This window comes from Nocardia heshunensis, assembly GCF_054782115.1.
Genome location: NZ_BAAGTC010000004.1, coordinates 263,677 through 280,718, shown reverse-complemented (window position 1 = coordinate 280,718; position 17,042 = coordinate 263,677). Strand labels below are relative to the sequence as shown.

19 protein-coding genes are annotated in these 17,042 nt (G+C 67.4%); 7 read left to right on the top strand and 12 right to left on the bottom strand.

What is annotated here, in order from left to right; translation table 11 throughout:
• Complete coding sequence (locus ACYVN4_RS13900) at positions 1-678, bottom strand: SRPBCC family protein (RefSeq protein WP_460721026.1); 678 nt, start codon at positions 676-678, stop codon at positions 1-3.
• A gap of 4 nt (positions 679-682) precedes the next feature.
• Complete coding sequence (locus ACYVN4_RS13895; RefSeq protein ID WP_460721024.1) at positions 683-2,389, bottom strand: thiamine pyrophosphate-binding protein; 1,707 nt, start codon at positions 2,387-2,389, stop codon at positions 683-685.
• A gap of 152 nt (positions 2,390-2,541) precedes the next feature.
• On the opposite strand from ACYVN4_RS13895, the gene ACYVN4_RS13890 reads away from it, so the two are divergent.
• The 3 genes from ACYVN4_RS13890 (at position 2,542) to ACYVN4_RS13880 (ending at position 4,916) form a co-directional block, all read left to right on the top strand.
• Positions 2,542-3,042 carry an EXLDI protein gene (locus tag ACYVN4_RS13890; RefSeq protein ID WP_460721022.1) on the top strand — a complete coding sequence of 167 codons (501 nt, stop codon included), beginning with the start codon at positions 2,542-2,544 and terminating at the stop codon, positions 3,040-3,042.
• A gap of 135 nt (positions 3,043-3,177) precedes the next feature.
• Positions 3,178-4,149: an ATP-binding cassette domain-containing protein gene (locus ACYVN4_RS13885; RefSeq protein WP_460721020.1), complete on the top strand. Its 972-nt coding sequence runs from the start codon at positions 3,178-3,180 to the stop codon at positions 4,147-4,149.
• On the top strand, positions 4,146-4,916 hold the full coding sequence (locus tag ACYVN4_RS13880; RefSeq protein ID WP_460721018.1) for an ABC transporter permease: 771 nt from the start codon (positions 4,146-4,148) through the stop codon (positions 4,914-4,916). Before ACYVN4_RS13885 ends, ACYVN4_RS13880 begins: the two co-directional genes overlap by 4 nt.
• 24 nt (positions 4,917-4,940) lie before the next feature.
• On the opposite strand, the gene ACYVN4_RS13875 is transcribed toward ACYVN4_RS13880, so the two are convergent.
• Genes ACYVN4_RS13875 through ACYVN4_RS13865 form a run of 3 tightly spaced genes read right to left on the bottom strand, consistent with a single transcriptional unit; the run spans position 4,941 to position 6,829 of the window.
• A complete protein-coding gene (locus tag ACYVN4_RS13875; RefSeq protein ID WP_460721016.1) occupies positions 4,941-5,669 on the bottom strand; it encodes a zf-HC2 domain-containing protein in 729 nt (242 codons plus the stop codon).
• Entirely contained in the window at positions 5,666-6,172 is a 507-nt protein-coding gene (locus ACYVN4_RS13870) for a sigma-70 family RNA polymerase sigma factor (RefSeq protein ID WP_379358784.1), read from the bottom strand. Before ACYVN4_RS13870 ends, ACYVN4_RS13875 begins: the two co-directional genes overlap by 4 nt.
• Before the next feature lie 42 nt (positions 6,173-6,214).
• Complete coding sequence (locus ACYVN4_RS13865; RefSeq protein WP_460721013.1) at positions 6,215-6,829, bottom strand: YqgE/AlgH family protein; 615 nt, start codon at positions 6,827-6,829, stop codon at positions 6,215-6,217.
• A 134-nt stretch (positions 6,830-6,963) separates the two neighbouring features.
• Here ACYVN4_RS13865 and ACYVN4_RS13860 point away from each other — a divergent pair, with 134 nt between their 5' ends.
• On the top strand, positions 6,964-7,725 hold the full coding sequence (locus tag ACYVN4_RS13860; protein WP_460721011.1) for a lysophospholipid acyltransferase family protein: 762 nt from the start codon (positions 6,964-6,966) through the stop codon (positions 7,723-7,725).
• A 7-nt stretch (positions 7,726-7,732) separates the two neighbouring features.
• Here ACYVN4_RS13860 and ACYVN4_RS13855 read toward each other — a convergent pair whose 3' ends face one another.
• A complete protein-coding gene (locus ACYVN4_RS13855; protein ID WP_460721009.1) occupies positions 7,733-8,056 on the bottom strand; it encodes a GNAT family N-acetyltransferase in 324 nt (107 codons plus the stop codon).
• Between the two features lie 98 nt (positions 8,057-8,154).
• On the opposite strand from ACYVN4_RS13855, the gene ACYVN4_RS13850 reads away from it, so the two are divergent.
• Entirely contained in the window at positions 8,155-9,270 is a 1,116-nt protein-coding gene (locus tag ACYVN4_RS13850) for a glycerate kinase (protein WP_460721007.1), read from the top strand.
• An 8-nt stretch (positions 9,271-9,278) separates the two neighbouring features.
• On the opposite strand, the gene ACYVN4_RS13845 is transcribed toward ACYVN4_RS13850, so the two are convergent.
• Positions 9,279-9,635, bottom strand: coding sequence for a winged helix-turn-helix transcriptional regulator (locus tag ACYVN4_RS13845; protein ID WP_460721005.1), 357 nt, complete (start codon positions 9,633-9,635; stop codon positions 9,279-9,281).
• A gap of 137 nt (positions 9,636-9,772) precedes the next feature.
• Here ACYVN4_RS13845 and ACYVN4_RS13840 point away from each other — a divergent pair, with 137 nt between their 5' ends.
• Positions 9,773-10,654 carry an NAD(P)-dependent oxidoreductase gene (locus tag ACYVN4_RS13840; RefSeq protein WP_460721003.1) on the top strand — a complete coding sequence of 294 codons (882 nt, stop codon included), beginning with the start codon at positions 9,773-9,775 and terminating at the stop codon, positions 10,652-10,654.
• A gap of 3 nt (positions 10,655-10,657) precedes the next feature.
• On the opposite strand, the gene aroQ is transcribed toward ACYVN4_RS13840, so the two are convergent.
• Together aroQ and ACYVN4_RS13830 are read right to left on the bottom strand one after the other, a co-directional pair.
• Positions 10,658-11,095 carry a type II 3-dehydroquinate dehydratase gene (aroQ, locus tag ACYVN4_RS13835; RefSeq protein ID WP_460721001.1) on the bottom strand — a complete coding sequence of 146 codons (438 nt, stop codon included), beginning with the start codon at positions 11,093-11,095 and terminating at the stop codon, positions 10,658-10,660.
• Between the two features lie 29 nt (positions 11,096-11,124).
• On the bottom strand, positions 11,125-11,721 hold the full coding sequence (locus ACYVN4_RS13830) for a hypothetical protein (RefSeq protein ID WP_460720999.1): 597 nt from the start codon (positions 11,719-11,721) through the stop codon (positions 11,125-11,127).
• 337 nt (positions 11,722-12,058) lie between these two features.
• Here ACYVN4_RS13830 and ACYVN4_RS13825 point away from each other — a divergent pair, with 337 nt between their 5' ends.
• The gene (locus ACYVN4_RS13825) at positions 12,059-13,735 is read left to right on the top strand and encodes an NTF2-like N-terminal transpeptidase domain-containing protein (protein WP_460720997.1); all 1,677 of its coding nucleotides are present in this window, start codon (positions 12,059-12,061) and stop codon (positions 13,733-13,735) included.
• On the opposite strand, the gene ACYVN4_RS13820 is transcribed toward ACYVN4_RS13825, so the two are convergent.
• From ACYVN4_RS13820 to ACYVN4_RS13810, 3 genes are all read right to left on the bottom strand, one after another.
• Positions 13,732-14,118, bottom strand: a complete 387-nt coding sequence (locus tag ACYVN4_RS13820; protein ID WP_379358764.1) for a DUF3054 domain-containing protein — start codon at positions 14,116-14,118, stop codon at positions 13,732-13,734. The genes ACYVN4_RS13825 and ACYVN4_RS13820 overlap by 4 nt on opposite strands.
• A 179-nt stretch (positions 14,119-14,297) precedes the next feature.
• On the bottom strand, positions 14,298-15,443 hold the full coding sequence (locus ACYVN4_RS13815) for a lysylphosphatidylglycerol synthase transmembrane domain-containing protein (RefSeq protein WP_460720995.1): 1,146 nt from the start codon (positions 15,441-15,443) through the stop codon (positions 14,298-14,300).
• A 4-nt stretch (positions 15,444-15,447) separates the two neighbouring features.
• On the bottom strand, positions 15,448-16,965 hold the full coding sequence (locus tag ACYVN4_RS13810; RefSeq protein WP_460722641.1) for an adenylate/guanylate cyclase domain-containing protein: 1,518 nt from the start codon (positions 16,963-16,965) through the stop codon (positions 15,448-15,450).
• Between the last annotated feature and the right edge of the window lie 77 nt (positions 16,966-17,042).

Below are 17,042 nucleotides of genomic sequence, written 5' to 3'. Positions count from 1 at the left end.
TCACTTCTCTTCGATCGGGCTCAGCATCCAGTCGGGCTTGATGGGCAGGCCGTGCGAGGCGCGGTATTCGGCGATGGCTTTGAGGTTGTCGAGCTCCAATTGATGCCCGGCGGAGAACATCTCCCAGAAGTCGCCGACCCACACCTTGCGCTTGTCGGGCGCGGTGTCCTTGTAGGGGTTCTTGTCGTAGAACGGGTGGTGGCAATTCGTCCACAGGACAACCGATCCCGGCTTGTCGAACACCACCTGGGCGTCGACCACCCGCATCAGATAGATCATCCACAGGTGATCGCCCTGATCCCAGGCGCAGTGGTAATCCACCGTCATGGCATCGGGATTGGCGACCGTGCGGGTGTAGATATTGGTGTTGTCCCCCAGCCGGTCGTGCGAGATCCACAAACCCGGCTCCTCGGTCTCGGTGAACCCGCGCAGGCTGTAGGTCCACTCCTCCAGGCTGCGGGTGTCGGCGAGGTATTCGTAGAGATCCCGTGGCGGGGCGTCGATATAGCCTTGGACCGGGCAATAGTCGCCGAAGATTTGGTCGTGCGGATACACCGATCGCAGCATGTCGAGAATGATCGGGGTGGTGGCATCGCGATCGGAGTTCTCGATCCGCAGCAGACCGGGTACGGCGGTGTCGGGGATATCGCTCAGGGCGGGCAGGGCGCTGGTGGTCACGGGGTTACCTCCTGGTGGGGGGCGTCAGGAACGGTGTGAACGGCGGAATTTCATCGGGGTCGCAGTCGATGCTGACGAAGGCGGGTCCCGGCTGCTCGGCGCAATGCCGCAGCGCGGCGTCGAGCTCGGCGAGGGACTCCGGTGCATGGGTGCACAGATCCGGGAACATGGCGGCCATCCCGGCGCCCGGATACGCGGGACGAAATCGGTTGAAGCTGTAGCGATCTCCGTAGTACAGCTGTTCGCGGGTGATGCACATGGCGTGCGCGTTGTTGTTGAACACCACGAAAGTGATCGGCAGGCGATGCTCGATGGCGGTGTGAATTTCCATGCCGTGCATGAAGAAAGCACCGTCACCCGCGATCACATAGGTGCGGCGCGGACTGCCGTCGGGGCGACGGTGGCGGGCGAAGGCGGAGCCGATCCCGGCCCCGAACGCGTAACCCATCCCGCCCATACCCAGCGCCACCGTGAAACGGCCGTCACGCGGTAGCCGCAGGTGATGCACCACGGCCGCACCGGTATTGCCCGCGTCGGCGAACACGTCCGAACCCTCCGGCAGCGCGCTGTTGATGGTCTCCACCACCTCCCGGTAGCGCAGGCCCGGGCCCTCCGACGGCGGCACCGACAGGGCGGTCAGGGCGGGTTCGGGGCGCGGGCGGGGCCGCAGCGGAATCACCCGGGCATCGGGATCGCCACTGCCGGAAGTCAATTCGCCGATCAATTCGGTGAGAGTCTTGGCCAGGTCATTGCTGTGCGCGTGGGTGGCCGCCGGAAAGGGCGGCAGCGCGCCGATGCTCGCCAGCGGCACCGCCGCCAGCGCGTCCTCCATCCCGGCCCGGGCGGTCACCGGCATCCGGGTGCCGACCAGCAGGCACAGCGCCGCGCCGCGCAGCGCGTCGAGCAGTTCGGGATTGCCCATGCTGCCCGAGACGCCGCAGAATCCCGGATCGGCGTGGTGGTACACGTCTTTGGCGTCCGGGGCCACGCCCACCGCGGCATCCACGGCGGCGGCGAAGCGCGTCAGTTCGGCCCGGGCGTCGTCGCGGGCCACCTGGTCCCCGGCGATGATCACGATCTTGCCGGTGGCCCGGGCGGCACGCACGGTGCGCACTACCCGCCACAGGTTCTCGATCTCGCGACGGTAGGCGCGCGAGGGCGGGACGAAGTCCGGTGCGACCAGGTCGGCCTGCTGAATATCCTTGGGCAGCAACAACACCGCGGGTCCGCCGCGCCGCGCCGCGGTCACCGCGTGGGTGAGGTGCGCGGGCAGGTCGGCGGGGGCCTCGACACGCGCACAGTAGTGCGAGATCGGCGTGAACAGCGCGACCGCGTCGAAGGCGCCGGCCTGCCCGCTCGAATCCTGAAAGGCGCCCTTGCCCTCCAAGACCGTCGGCGGCTGCCCGATCAAGGCCAAGACCGGCACCCGGGAAGCGAATGCCTCGGCGAGCCCGGCCACCAGATTCACCGCCCCGCCGCCGGAGGTCGCGCACACCACCCCGAGCCCGGCGGTCGAGCGGGCGTACCCGTCGGCCATGGTCGCGGCGGCGAATTCGTGCTTGGCGACCACCGCCGTGATCAGCTCCCGCTGCTCGAAGGCAGCGTCGTACAGGTCTTCGATATTCGCTCCGCCGACACCGAAGATGTGCCCGACGCCCAGGGTCGACACCGCCTTGACCAGGTGATCTACGACCCGTGTACCGCTGTGCATGGGCGCTTCCTTTCGGTGATCTCCACCGGTGCCCTAGTAGCCTCACTCGGGATACGAATGCGAGTCGTCAGCGGTTCAATCAGCGCTGTTCACGAGACGTCACAGTGCGACAAGTCTTGCCATGTATGTATACGTCTACGTATAGTTGGGTCATGCCGAACAAGACGATTTACGTATCCGATGACGACCTCAAGCTGTTTCAGCGCGCGCAGGAGCTGGTGGGGGGCAATCTGTCGGGCGCGATCGTGACGGCACTGCGGCGCTTCATCGAGCTCGAGGAGGGCCGTCTACAGGGCTACGAAGAGGTGGTCCTCAAGGTCGGCAAGGACGGGGTGCGGCAGGTCCGCTTCTCCGGCCAGCTGCTGACGCACTGGCACCAGATGGCCAACGAGCGCATCGAGGACATCCGGGTGTACCGCACACGCAAAGGCGCGTACGCGGTGCACAGCCACTTCTCCAACTGGTCGGAGTTTCCGACCGACACCAATTGGCGCCAGTGGCGTCGTTTCCTCGGTCTGGGGGAACAGGATTGGGGCGATTTCGACCTCGAGGTCTTCGACTCGCTCGAGGACATGAAGGGCAAGATCCCGGATCGCCTCTACGCCCGCGTCGTCGACGCCCAGAACCCGCACGTCGAGGATCTCGATATCTGATCCGAACTTCTGATCCAAAACTCTTGTAGCACAACTGAATAGCCGGACAACAGCACTTTGACCGCACGCCTCGGCGGTCACGGCCTGGATGACGCATGCATTCATGCCTACGTATTGATGAAAGAGAGGGGAGCAATGAACCACCCCGCAGCGAAACATTCCGGAGCGGCGGCCATCGCGGTCACCGGCCTCTGCAAGTCCTTCGGCGAGCACATCGTGCTCGACCGCATCGACTTCACCGTCCCCGAGGGCAGCGTCTTCTCGATGCTCGGCCCCAACGGCGCGGGCAAGACCACCACGGTCGAGATCCTGTCCACCCTGAAGCGCGCCGACGGCGGCGACATCTCCGTCGGCGGTTTCGATCCCGGCACCGAGCCCGACGGAGTGCGCTCGGTCATCGGTGTCACCGGCCAGTTCTCGGCGGTCGACGAACTGCTCACCGGCCGCGAGAACCTCATTCTCATGGGCGACCTGCACCACCTGCCGCGCGCCGAAACCCGCAGGATCGCAGCCGAACTGCTCGCCACCTTCGATCTGGAGGAGGCCGGGGACAAGATCGCCTCCAGCTACTCCGGCGGCATGACGCGACGTCTCGACCTGGCCATGACCCTGGTCGGCGATCCCCGCATCATCTTCCTCGACGAGCCGACCGTGGGTCTGGACCCGCGCAGCCGCCGGGCCATGTGGGATGTCATCCGCCGCCTCACCGCGCGCGGCGTCACCATCTTCCTGACCACCCAGTACCTGGAGGAGGCCGACCAACTGGCCGACCGCATCGCGGTGCTGCATCAGGGCCGCCTGGTCGCCGAGGGCACCGCGGATCAGCTCAAGCGCCTGGTGCCCGGTGGATACATCCGCCTGGACTTCGGCGATCGAGTCGAATTCGAAACCGCCGCAAGTCTTTTCGGCTCGGCCTCGCAGGTCAACGGCGATCTCACGCTGGCCATCCCGAGTGACGGCGCGGTGCGCTCTGTGCGCGAGGTCATCGACCGCCTCGACTCGGCCGGGGTGGAACCCGCCGGGCTGTCCGTGCACACCCCCGACCTCGACGACGTCTTCCTGGCCCTGACCGGTGGCCACGCTCCCGAGAAGGAGACCTCCAAATGAGCACCCTGACAATGTCGTTCACCGACTCGCGGACCATGGTGCGTCGGAATCTGGTGCACGCCAAGCGGTATCCGGCGATGACCTTCTCGCTGATCATCATGCCGGTGTTCCTGCTGCTGCTGTTCAACTACGTGTTCGGCGGAGCGCTGAAGTCCGCCACCGGCGGCCGCTACATCGACTATCTGACGCCGGGCATGATGCTCATCATTCCGGCGTACATGGTGGCGGGCGTCGCGGTCGGCATGGCCACCGATATGACCAAGGGCATCATCAATCGCTTTCGCACCATGCGCTTCTCACACGCCTCGGTCCTGACCGGGCAGGTGGTGGGCACCCTGATTCAGGGCATGCTGGGCGTGATCGCCATGACGCTCATGGCCCTGGCCATCGGTTTCCGGCCGCACGCCAATGTCCTGGAATGGCTGGCCGCCTTCGGTCTCATCGCCCTGACCGTGTTCGCGTTGAACTGGCTGGGCGTCGGCTTCGGCGTGATCGCGCAGACGCCGGAGAGCGCCTCGAACATGCCGATGCCGATCCTGTTCCTGCCCTTCCTGGGTAGCGGCCTGGTGCCCACCGACACCATGCCCGCCGGAGTGAAGCAGTTCGCCGAATACCAGCCTTTCACCCCCATCACCGAAACCCTGCGCGGACTGCTCATGGGCGGACGGATCGGGCACAACGGGATTCTGGCGGTCGGCTGGTGCGTGGTGATCGGGGTGGCCGGCTACTTCTGGTCCACCACGACGTTCCGCCGCAAGACCAGGTGATCCGCCGCAAGACTCGCTGACCGCTCAGATACCCGCCGCGAGAAGGACTTTCCCCGACATATTGCGGATCTCCACCGTCTTCAGCTGCTCCGGCGACACCGAGGTGGTGCCGTCCGGAGTCAGCGTCTGTCCGGGCTTGACCGTCCACTCCGCGAGCTTGGACTGCACGCCGTCATCGCGGGTCACCCACAGCGACAGCGTCCACATGTACGAGGCATCGTCCTTGTCGGTGGCGGGCGGGTACTGGCACCACATGTCCACCCGGGTCTGGCCGTTGATCGTGCTCACCTTGAAGGTGGCCTGGATCGGGGTGTCGGTCTGCGGCTTCAGCGGCCCCTGCGCGACCACCTGCTGCACGATCGCCGGGCCCGCGTCACGCGCGACATTCGCCGTCACCGGCACCGCGATCATCACCGCCGCGGCCGTCGCCGCCACGGATCCGCCGATCGACCACCATCGCCCCCGGCGCCGCCGTTTCGCCGCCTGCTCCGCCAGGGTCGGCAGCAGCCGCTCGGGCGGTGGCGGCACGGAGGCGGGCGGATCCTCCTGCGCCGCAACCGACAGCGCGGTATCCGCATCCACCAGGGCCAGCAGTCCCGGCAGCCCGGCCAGTTTCCCCACCGCCGTGCGGCACGCCTCGCATCCCGTCAGATGCTCCTCGTACTCGCGGCGGTCGTCCCGGGCGAGAGCACCGAGCACATACGCGCCATCCCACGTGGTGTAGCCATCGCACAGCTCATGGCCCTCGGTCATCTCGTCACCCCCATCTCCTGCAGCACCAATCGCAATGCCCGCATGCCGTAGTGCATACGGGACTTGACCGTGCCCTCCGGGATCTCCAGCTCCTCCGAAATCTGGTGCGTGGACAGCCCCCGGTAATAGGCACGAACGATCACGTCGCGGTGATCGATGCTCAGCCGCGCCAGCGCGTCCGCCACCAGCCACCCGTCCAATGCCCGATCGGTCTTGTCCGGTTCGGGCACCTCCGGTGGATGGTCGGTGCGGAATTCACGCCGGCTGCGCGCGCTGCGATGTTCGTCGACAGCCAGGTTACGGGCCACCGTGAACAGCCAGGCGCGCGCCGAGCTCGTCGATTGATCCAGCACATTGGGCCGCTGCCACGCGCGCAGCAGCGTCTCCTGCACGATGTCCTCGGCCCGACCCGGATCCCCGACCAACCCGTAGGTGTAGCGCCACAGTGCCGCCGCGTGCTCGTCGTACAGCGCGCGGAGCAAAGCGGCCTGATCCTCCGGCATCGCTCACCTCCGCATCCACCACGACACAGACGTTCCGACGGTTCAGTTTCGTTCGAGCTCGATCGGGTGGGTGGCCAGCAGCGAGAGCGGGAGGGGTTGCCGGCGTAGGACTTGCGCCCACAGGTCGCCGCGGCCCGCGAGTGGGTCGGTGGGCAGCGCCGACAGGACGATCCAATCGCCGCGGTCCAGTTCGCCTTCCAGCTGGCCGAAGGTCCATCCGGCGTAACCGGCGAAGACCCGGACGCCCTCGACCAGGTGCTCGATCTGGTCGGGGTCGGAATCCAGGTCGATCAGGGCCACCCGGCCGTCGACCCGCCGTACCCCGGACAGACCCGCGATGGATGCGCCGACCTTGATGGTGGCCAGGCACAGTGCCGCATCGCGTTTCACCGGTCCGCCGATATAGAGGGCGCGTGGCCCGGAGGCCAGCTCGGACCAGGAGGGGAGCACATCGTGCAGGGCGGTATCGCTGGGTTTGTTGAGCACCACACCCCAGGTGCCGCCGTCATTGTGCTCGAGGATGTACACCACGGACCGTCGGAAGGACGGCTCCACGAGATCGGTTGCGGACACCAGCAGGGTGCCAGGGCGAACTACCTGGTCCTCATGCCGGAATTCGCGTCGAGAACGGTCACCGTGTTCCTCTGCGCGTGCCACTACGCCATCATCGCACTGAGACAGGCTAATTGCGTTGCATAATTTGCTGGTTACCCATTTGTGCCGTGACGAGCCGTTCCGGAGCCCGAAAAACTTGTCCCGCATACCTTGCGGTTGGTAGCTAGGGTGGCGATATGGAACGTCCCGAGGTGATCCTCGAGAACAGCGATGCCGTGTACGACTTCTATCGCGACCACCAGCAGAATCTGCTGAAGGCGCGGGCGGCCTACTGGCTGTTGGGGCGTCGCTACCGGCCGCGGGTGAGCTACGCGCCCGGGGCACGGGAACGGCTGCGGGAGTTGATCTCCCAGCGCCGACCGTTGCTCATCGCGGTCAATCACCTCTCGCAGTTGGATCCGTACACCGTCGCCGCCGCGGCCTGGCGCAGCGCGTTGCGGCCGGTCATCGGGCACACCCGGGTATTGGCCAAGGACGAATTGTTCATCGAACCGAAGCTGCGCGCCCGCATCGACATGATGGGCGGCATTCCGGTCTTTCGCGGCAAGGACCACGGATTGCGCGCGGTGAACGCGGCCGGGCAGCGCATGATCGACATCTGCGCCGAACGCATGGCGCGCGGGGACGGGGTGGCGGTATTCCCCGAGGGCACCTGCAATGACGTGGACCCCGCCCAGGTGCAGCAGGTCGGAAGCGGCATCGGGCACATCGCCTTCCGGGCCAAGAAGCTCGGGGCGGAGCCGGTGCTGGTGAGTCTCGGGCTGAGCTACGGGCCGCGCCCGGATCCCGCGGTGGAGCCCACCAAGGAAGAGGCGAACTCGGCGAGCTTCTACTTCGGCGTGCCGGTGCCGGAACTGCCCGCCAAGCCCGCCGAGATCACCCGGGTGGTGCGCGACGAACTGCAATCCGCGCTGGACGGCGCTGTCAAGGCCTACTGATCCGAGTTCAGCTCTGCGGCAGGTTCAGGCGCTGCCTGGACCACTGCGGCACCAATGCCAGGTATTCGGGCCGGGATTCGACGAAGTGGTGCACCATCGGGCACAGCGGCAGGATGCCGAACCCCTCGTCTCGGGTCTGATCCAGCGCCCCCTGCACCAGCTTGCGGCCGTAACCCAGGCCCTCGTGCTGTGGATAGATCTCGGTGTGCACGAAGGCGCGCTCATTGGCGGTGTCCTGGTAGGCCGTGACACCGGCGAGGTATCCGTCGACGTACAACTCGAACCGGTCCAATGCGGCGTTCTTGCGGACCTCGATCGACTCACTCGACATGGGTCCGACGTTAGTGCGCCCGCGGCGGCTATTTGTCCGAATACGTGAAGGGTGGCTCCGGGCGTGTCGCTTCCCACACCATTGCGCACACTGTAGGGATGACGAACCCACGGTCGCGCCGGGTGTTGCTCGCCCCGGACAAGTTCAAGGGCTCCCTCACCGCCGCACAGGTGGCCGCCGCACTCGCCGCGGGGATCGCCGAGGTGGCGCCGGAAACCCGGGTGCGGCAGGCCCCGATCGCGGACGGCGGGGACGGGACGGTCGACGCGTTCGTGGCGGCGGGCTGGGAGCGCGTCGAGGTCGAGAGCTACGGGCCGACCCTCGCACCGGTGAGCACCTCCTACGCCGTGCGCGGGCGGACCGCGGTGGTGGAGTTGGCGGCGGTCAGCGGCATCACGAAACTGCCCGGCGGACAGGCGGATCCCCTGCACGCCAGCACCTACGGCGTGGGCGACGTGATCGGCGACGCCCTGGACCGGGGCGCGCGCGACATCGTGCTCGGACTGGGCGGCAGCGCCTCCACCGACGGTGGCGCCGGCCTGCTGCAGGCGCTCGGGCTGCGCATCCTCGATGTGGACGGCAACGAATTGCCCTGCGGCGGTGCGGCACTCGCGCGCGCGGTGCACGTCGACCGCAGCGACCTGCATCCGGGCCTGGCCGATGCGACGTTCACCCTCGCCAGCGATGTGGACAATCCACTGCTCGGCTCCAACGGCGCGGCCGCCGTCTACGGTCCGCAGAAGGGCGCGAGTCCCGAACAGGTCGCGGATCTGGAAGCGGCACTGAAGAATTGGGCCGCCGTGCTCGGTCCCGAATGGGCCGACAAGGCGGGCGCGGGCGCGGCGGGCGGCACCGGATTCGGGGCGCTGGCGGCGCTGGGTGCGCGCATGCGATCCGGTATCGAGCTGGTGCTCGACCTGATCGACTTCCCGGCCCAGCTGGCCGACGCCGACCTCGTCGTCACCGGGGAGGGCTCCCTCGACGAGCAGAGCCTGTCGGGGAAGGCGCCGCTGGGCGTCGGTTTGGCGGCGCGAGCGGCCGGGGTGCCGATCATCGCGGTCGCGGGCCGCATCCAGCTCACCCCCGAACAGGTGCGCGCGGCCGGATTCACCACCGCCTACGCGCTTTCCGAGCTGGAACCGGACCCGGCCCGCAGCATGGCGAACGCCGCCGCACTGCTGGCGCGGGTCGGTGCGCGGATCGGGGAGGCCTGAGCGTCGGATCAGACCGCGGTGGTCAGCGGGCGGCCGAGCACCCGGTCGCGGTTGCGGTCGCCCCACTCCTCGAGCGGCCGCAACGCCACACTCAGATCCCGCCCCAGCTCGGTGAACGAATACTCCACGCGCGGCGGGATTTCCGGGAAGATTTCGCGATGCACGACGCCGCTGGCCTCCATCTGGCGCAGGTTCTCGGCGAGCACCTTCTCACTGACGCCGGGCAGCAGGCGGCGGATCTGCCCGAAGCGCTGCGGCCCCTCGGCCAGCACCCACATCAGGTGCATCTTCCATTTGCCGCCGACCACATCGATGGCCACGGACATGCCGCACACCGTGTTAGCCGTGTCACCCTCGGTACTCATCGCGCCCTCCTGACCAGATTTCGAACCTCCAGGTAAGCAACCCCACCCGAACGTGCGGTCTTCCCGAGGCCAGCGAGCGCGGGCACTCTCGACTTCAGCGCGCTGTACCGAAGAGCCGAAATCGAAGGGGTAACACCATGTCTGAACTGCGTCGATCCGTCACCGTCATCGGGCTGGGCCCGATGGGCCGGGCCATGGTCCGGGCCTTTCTGAAGGACGGGGTCGAGGTGACCGTCTGGAACCGCAGTCCCGGGAAGGCCGACGACATGGTCGAGCTGGGGGCGCGCAAGGTGGACACGGTCGCCGAGGCGCTGGACGCCAACGAGGTCATCATCCTGAGCCTCACCCACTACGCCGCCATGTACGACGTGCTGGGTCCGGCCGCGGATCACCTGCGTGGCAAGGTCATCGCCAATCTCTCGTCCGATTCGCCCGAGAAGGCCCGCGAGGGCGCGGCCTGGGTGCGCGAGCGCGGGGCCGAATTCCTGTCCGGCGGTGTCATGTCGGCGGGCAACAATATCGAGCACCCGGCGTCCTACATCTTCTACAGCGGTCCGCGGGAGGTGTTCGACGCGCACGCCGAACTGCTGCGCCCGCTGAGCCCGCAGGAATACCTGGGCGCGGATGACGGTCTGGCCCAGGTCTTCTACCAGGGCCTGCTCACCATCTTCCATCCGTGGCTGCTGGCCTTCGACCAGGCGACGGCCATGATCGCGCGGTCCGGGCACGACATCGCGCAGTTCGTGCCGTTCGCGGTGCGGTCGAATGCCGCCTTCCCCTATTTCATGGAGCAGTTCTCGGTGGAGAACCAGAACGGCGGCTGGGCCGATGTGGCCGGGCTGAAGATGATGGACGCGGGCGCGCAGCACATCATCGACGCCAGCGAGGAGGTCGGCGTGGACGCGACCCTCTCGCACACGGCACAGGCATTCTGGCGCAAGGCCGTCGCCGCCAGCGCCGACGCGGGCACGGCGGTGTCCACCTACGAGCTCATGAGCGCGGTGCCCGCGGACGCCTGAGCGTCAGCGGGTGGCAAGGAACTCGATGGCCGCCGCGTAGCCCTGGATCCCCATGCCCGCGATCACGGCCGTGGCGATGGGGGAGACATAGGAGTGGTGCCGGAACTCCTCGCGGGCATGCACATTGCTGATGTGCACCTCCACGATCGGCACCTCGGGAATCACCAGCGCGTCGCGCAGGGCCACCGAGGTGTGGGTGAGGCCGCCCGGATTGATGACGATCGCCGATTCCATGCCGCGCGCGGCATGGATCCGGTCGATCAGCGCCCCTTCGTGATTGGACTGGAACGCCACGATCTCCCGGTCGAACCGTGCCGCGGTCTTGCGGCACAGTTCCACCACGTCGTCGAGGGTGTCCGAGCCGTACACCTCGGGCTGGCGGGTGCCCAGCATGTTCAGGTTCGGGCCGTTGAGCACCAGGATCGGACCGGTTGCAGGCATGTGGCCCACTCTACGGCCCGGGCCACGGCCTACAGGCCGGTCGGTCCCTCGGAACGGAGGTCATCGACTTTGCTCATGGCCGAGCGCAATTCCTCCAGCCAGGCCTCGGCGTGCTTGCCGGCCAGCTTGACCGTCCAGGCCAGTGCGTCGGAGCGGGAGCGGGCGACGCCGGCGTCGACGAGGGTGTCGAGCACCTTGCGCTCGGGCTGGCGCAGCCGGGTCATGACCGGAATGGCCAGGTGGGTGAACATGATTCGCTCGCCGTCGACCGTGATGCCCCAGGCCACATTGCGGCCGTAACGGGCCTGTGCCTCCTGGGCGATCTGCATGCGAGCGGGGCGGGTGGTCTCCCGGAAGCGGGCGATGACGCCCTCGCGGGTGGCCTGCGGGACGCCGGCCGGGGGCGCGTCCTGGGGGGCGGCGTCGGCGGGTTCGGCTGTGGGGAGGGGGAGTTCGCCGACCACGACGATCTCGTCGCGATCGATCTCGAGGGTTGCGGGACCGGTGAACCAGTCGGCTGGCAAACGACCAGCGAACCAGTCGGCGGCGTCCGAGGCGTCGGGAAGGTCGGCTTGTTGCCAGCCGCCGGTGCGTCCGAAACCGGGTCCGCGATGTCCGTGTCTCATGTTGGTCACTCTCACTTACTGCATGGAGTTGTAATGCTGATTACAACGTTACGTCGAATCAGCCGCCGTGGGTTCCGCTCTGGGAGAACGGGGTTCGCGGGCTCGCGCCGGAACCGCTCGCATGCCTGTCACCAGTGAGAACCGAACGGTCTCCCGAGTCTCGAATACGCCAGGGCTGTAACCGACCGGTGATCATGTAAGTGGTCACTGCCGAACGATTTCGGCACTATGGTGGTGCTCAGAACAAGCACGCCTGGTGGAAAGGTGGAGCCGCGGGCGATAGGCGCGCGGTACCGTGGACCTGTTGCTGTTGTGGCCAGAGTGAAGAGTGGGCGATATGGATGTGTGGGGATCCCGCCGCTTCCGGGTACGGGGTGCGATCGCACTCGCGGGTGTGGCGGCCGTCGCTATCGCGATGGGGTCATGTGGAGTTCGGGAGCGATCGTCGGGTGCGGAGGCGGTGGTCGAACGGTTCACCACGCTGATCGACAAGAAGGACTATGACGGGGCGTCGCGACTGACGTCCTACCCGGCCGGGGCTTCGGCAACGCTGAAGCAAGTTTTCGAGGGCCTCGATCCGGGCAAGCCCGACTACCACATGACCCAGTACATCGGACTGGACGGTACGACTGGTCTCTTCTCCATGACCGGCGCCTGGAACTTCGGCGACAAGCGCGACTGGAAATACGACCTCAACGGCACCGTGCGCAAACTCAGTGTGGGCTGGCGCATCTCGTGGGATCCGGCCCTGGTGATGCCGCAACTCGACGCCAAGCGCAGCGCCAAACTGGTGCGCACCTCGGCGCAGCCCTCGCCCAAGGTGAACGACATCGTCGGGCAGCCGCTGATGACCGAGCAGACCATCAACGTCATCAAACTGGACCCGGCCAAGATCACCGACCCGGTCGCCTCCACCAACGCGCTGGGCGCCGCCATCGCGCCCGTGGCCCCGCTCATCGACGGACCGGCACTGCTGCAACAGCTCTCGGCCGCGCAGGGCAAACCCATCGTCGCGGTGAACCTGCGCGACGGCGACTTCAATATCCTGCAACCGCGCATGGCGCCCATCCCCGGCGTGGTGATGGAGAAGCAGCCCAAGCTGATCGCCGCCGACCGCCGCATCTGGTCGCCGCTGCTCGACGCCTTCGGCAAGGTGTGGAGCGACAATCGGGACGCGCACTCCGGCTGGGGAGTTCAGCTCTTCGAACCCGACGGCACCTTCGTCACCCAGCTGGCCGGCGAGCAGGTCCCGCCCGGACCCGACATTCCCGCCACCATGGACCAGCGTTTGCAGCGCGCGGCCGAGGACGCGGTGGTGAGCACCGGCTCGCCCACCTCCATCGTGGCCATCCAGCCGTCGAGTGGCGCGATCGTCGCGGCCGCGCAGAACAGCCAGGCCAGCGAGCGCGGCAATATCGCCTTCACCGGGCTCTACCCGGTCGGCGGCATGATCGAACTGTTCAAGAATGTCGCCGCGGTCACCAAGAACAAAGCGCCGCAGGATGTTTCGGTCGGCGACGCGGCGGACGCGGCCAGCCTGCTCGGCATCGGCATCGACTTCAAGGTGCCCGGCCTGGAGGAGACCACCGGTCGCCTGCCCACCGGCAAGAACGCCGCCGAAAATGTCGGCCGCGGCAATGCGGCGGACTCGTTGCTGGCCAGCCCCTGGGGCATGGCCATCGCGGCGGCGGCCATCGCCAACGGTCAGGTGCCCAAGCCGATGATCACCATCGGCCAGCCCGCCACCACCGAGGCCGACCTGGCCGCACTGCCCGGCGGCGCCACCGACCGGCTGCGGGCCATGCTGCACGACGGGGTCGGCGCGCCGGAAATGGCCGCCCTCAACCGCTATCGCGACGTGCAGGCCTTCGGGGCGACCACCGGCAACAGCGCCTGGCTCATCGCCACCATGGGTGACCTGGCCTTCGCCATCCACATCGACGATCCGGACAGCGGCGACCTCACCGCCCGCGTGGCCGCGCGACTGCTGCAGTCGCTGGCCTCGCCGGACTAGCGGGCGCGCAGGATCTGAACCGCTGCGCGCCAGCCGATCAGGAACAGGGCCAGGAAGGTCGCGGCCACCAGGACGAAGCTGAACGCGACCCCCTGGCCCGACACGGCCCGCAGCAGCATGCCGCCGATCAGCGTGCTCAGCCACAGGATCACCCCGGTCGGCCACCAGGCGCGGCCATCGAAACGCCGTGCCGCGCTGACCCCCTCGCGGCCCGACGCCACCGCGACGGCGATCACCCAGCCCAGCACCAGCCCGGTGCCGAACGGCCAGAAGGTACGCAGCAGACCCACGCCCAGCGTGGCCTCGTCATGACTGCGCCGCCCGAGCACGCAGAAGAACACCACGAGCACGACATCCACGGCGAACGGCACCAGTTTCCTCACGCGCCACAGGGTAGCTCCCCCGCCTCCCCGGGACTTCAGCGGACAACTCAGTGCCGCTACCGCTCTCGTATCCGTACCTGCCTTGGGAGCCGAAACAATTCTGGGCGTACCCGGTGAGTTACCCCGAACGTCACCGAATCGGTTGTCACCTGGGCAATCGAAGAATTTTCCCGCGTGACCTAGACCGGGGCGGTGCCGTTCGAATCTGCCGGTGGGGTGCGGCGGCGGTCGGTGACCAATGAATTGCCGCGCTCCTCGAATTCCTTTTCCAGCTCCGCGTCATCGGCCTGCGGCTTGCGGAACAGGAACAGGAAGACGATCCAGCCGACGATCGCCACCAGCACGAAGCTGATCAGGCGGTAGAGGAAGGCCGCGGCCACGGCCTGCGACGCGGGCAGCCCGGCCGCCACGGTCAGCGAATAGATGAGCGTCGCATCCACATAGACGATGCCGCCCGGCGCCAACGGAATGGTGCCGACCGCCTTGCCGGCCGCGAACGCCAACATGAGCGCCGCCCAGCGCGGGTCCGCACCCACCGCGTAGCAGGCGAAACCCAGGCACGCGACATCGGCGAGCCGATGCATCAACGCCCACAGCACAACCCAGGCGCCGTCACGCTTGTTGAGATCCACCGACTCCAGCTGCGCGAGGATCTCGCCGACCTTCTCCACCCCGGTATCGGCGGGCTTGTGGCGAATCCGGTTCACCCCGTGCAGGATTCGGGTCAGCAACGCCTCCACGCCGCCCGGATGCCGGGACACGTAGTTGACGGCCCCGACCAGCACGGCGATGGCGCCCAGCGTCAGGATCACCTTGAGCGGGCCCACCCGGTCCCCGGCCAGGACCGCGCCGAACAGGCCGAGCAGGGCCAGCCCGCCCGCCGCCACCACGCCCGACATCACCAGCTGCCAGGACGCCAGGATCGGGCTCGCCCCCCAGCGCCGGGTCTGCCGGTAGGTGAAGGCGGCCGAGAACACCTGGCCCGCGGGCAGGGTCAGCGACATACCGGTCGCGCCGTACACCACGGCCACCGATTTGCGCTGGCTCACCTCGACGCCGCCGGCGTGCATCAGCTGTTTCTGGATGCGGCCGAATCCGCTCATGGAAAGCGCCGCCATCACGATGCAGGCGGCGACCCAACCCCAATGGATTTCGGTGAGGTTCTTCCAGGATTCGTGCAGGCGCGGATATAGATAAACGCCCTCGGAAATCAGCAGCCCGACGAGCGCGATACCGAGAACCCATTTGACCCACCAGAACCTGCCACGATGCGAGTTACTCGCGGGCGGCGCAGGTTCGCCGGCCAGGTCACCATGGGCCGTCACGCCGTCAGCCTAACGAACTAGCCGCCGCCTCGTCTGCATCAGTAGGGTCGACGCTTTCCGACGGCCAGGCCAGCCGGGTTTTGCGGCGACGACCGCGCAGCTGCACCTCTTCACCGGTCTGCCAATGCAGCTGCTCGTTCTCGTCGGCGAAAAAAAGTGCGCTCGAGGAGGTCAGGACGCGTCCGGGGCGATCCTTGGCGAGTTCGGTGAGCCGCGAGGCCTCGTTCACCGGATCACCGATCACGGTGTATTCGAAGCGATTCGCGCCACCGATATTCCCGGCCACCGCCAGGCCCGCCGAAACCCCGATACCGATATCCAGCCCGACCACCTCGCGCAGGGCTTCGCGCAGCTCACGGGCGGCGGCGAGGGCCGCGGTCGGGGCGTCCGGACGGTCCAGCGGCGCACCGAAGATGGCCAGTGCGGCATCGCCCATGAATTTATTGATAAGTCCGTGGTGGCGGTCGATGACATCCACCACAACCCGGAAGAACTCGTTGAGCAGGCTGACCACTTCGGTCGGTGGGCGTTCCGCGGCGGTCGCGGTGGAACCGACCATATCCACGAACAAGACCGCCACGAATCGGGTTTCACCGCCGAGTTCGGTGCCGTACTCCAGCGCCCGGCGCGCGACCTCCTCACCCACGTGCTGGCCGAACAATTCCTGCAGTTCCCGCCGTTTCGCGGCCTCGCCCATCATGCGGTTGAAGCCAACCTGCAGCAGCCCGATTTCCGAACCGTCGAAGACTTCCACCTGCACATCCCGCGCGCCTTCCTGCACCCGGTCGATGGCCTGGCTGAGCTGGCGGATCGGATCGGAAATGGAAGAACCCGTGAGCATGGAAAGCGCCAGCGCCTGCATGATCACCACACCGCACAACAGGAGAATCGAGACGGCCAGCGACTGCGCGGAAAACTGGACGCGAGAAGAAATCTGGGTGACGCACAGCAGCACGATGGCAATGGTCGGGGCGAAGGTGCCCATGCCCCAGGTCATCGCCATCCGGGTGCCGACGCCGGCCGTCAGCGTGTGGTCGAAGGCGCCCGTGGTCAGGGCCTCCGCCGCGACCGGCCGCAGAATGCGTTCGCCCAGCATGTAGGTGAAGCCGAAAACGATGGTGGCGGCCATGCATTCGGTGACGATCACCGCCGCCGCCATCTCCGGGGTCCGCACGATGATCAGCGACGCCAGCACGCCACCGAGGATCAGCCACAACACCAGGTGCACGATCGACTGCCGCAACGGTGCGTGCAGCGCCGCCATCTGCTCCTGCCGCGACGGCGGCCCACCTCGCACCTGCCACCGCATCACCGGCCGCAGCATCAATGCCGACGCCGTCACACTCAGGAACCCACCCACCAGCAACACGACCGTCGGAATCAACAGCCCCGTCTGCCGGGTGGCGCTGTTCCCGTTCGCCGGAACCGGCAACCCGTACTGAATAAACGCCCACACCAGCACAGCACCGAACGCGTTGGCCGCGAGCATGGATGCCAGATACAGCGGCCAGCGAGTCCTCATGGTCTGTTTGACCGCTTCCAAAGGCGCTGCCGACACGATCACCAATCTAGCGGTCCCGCCCTGCCTAGGCCGCACCG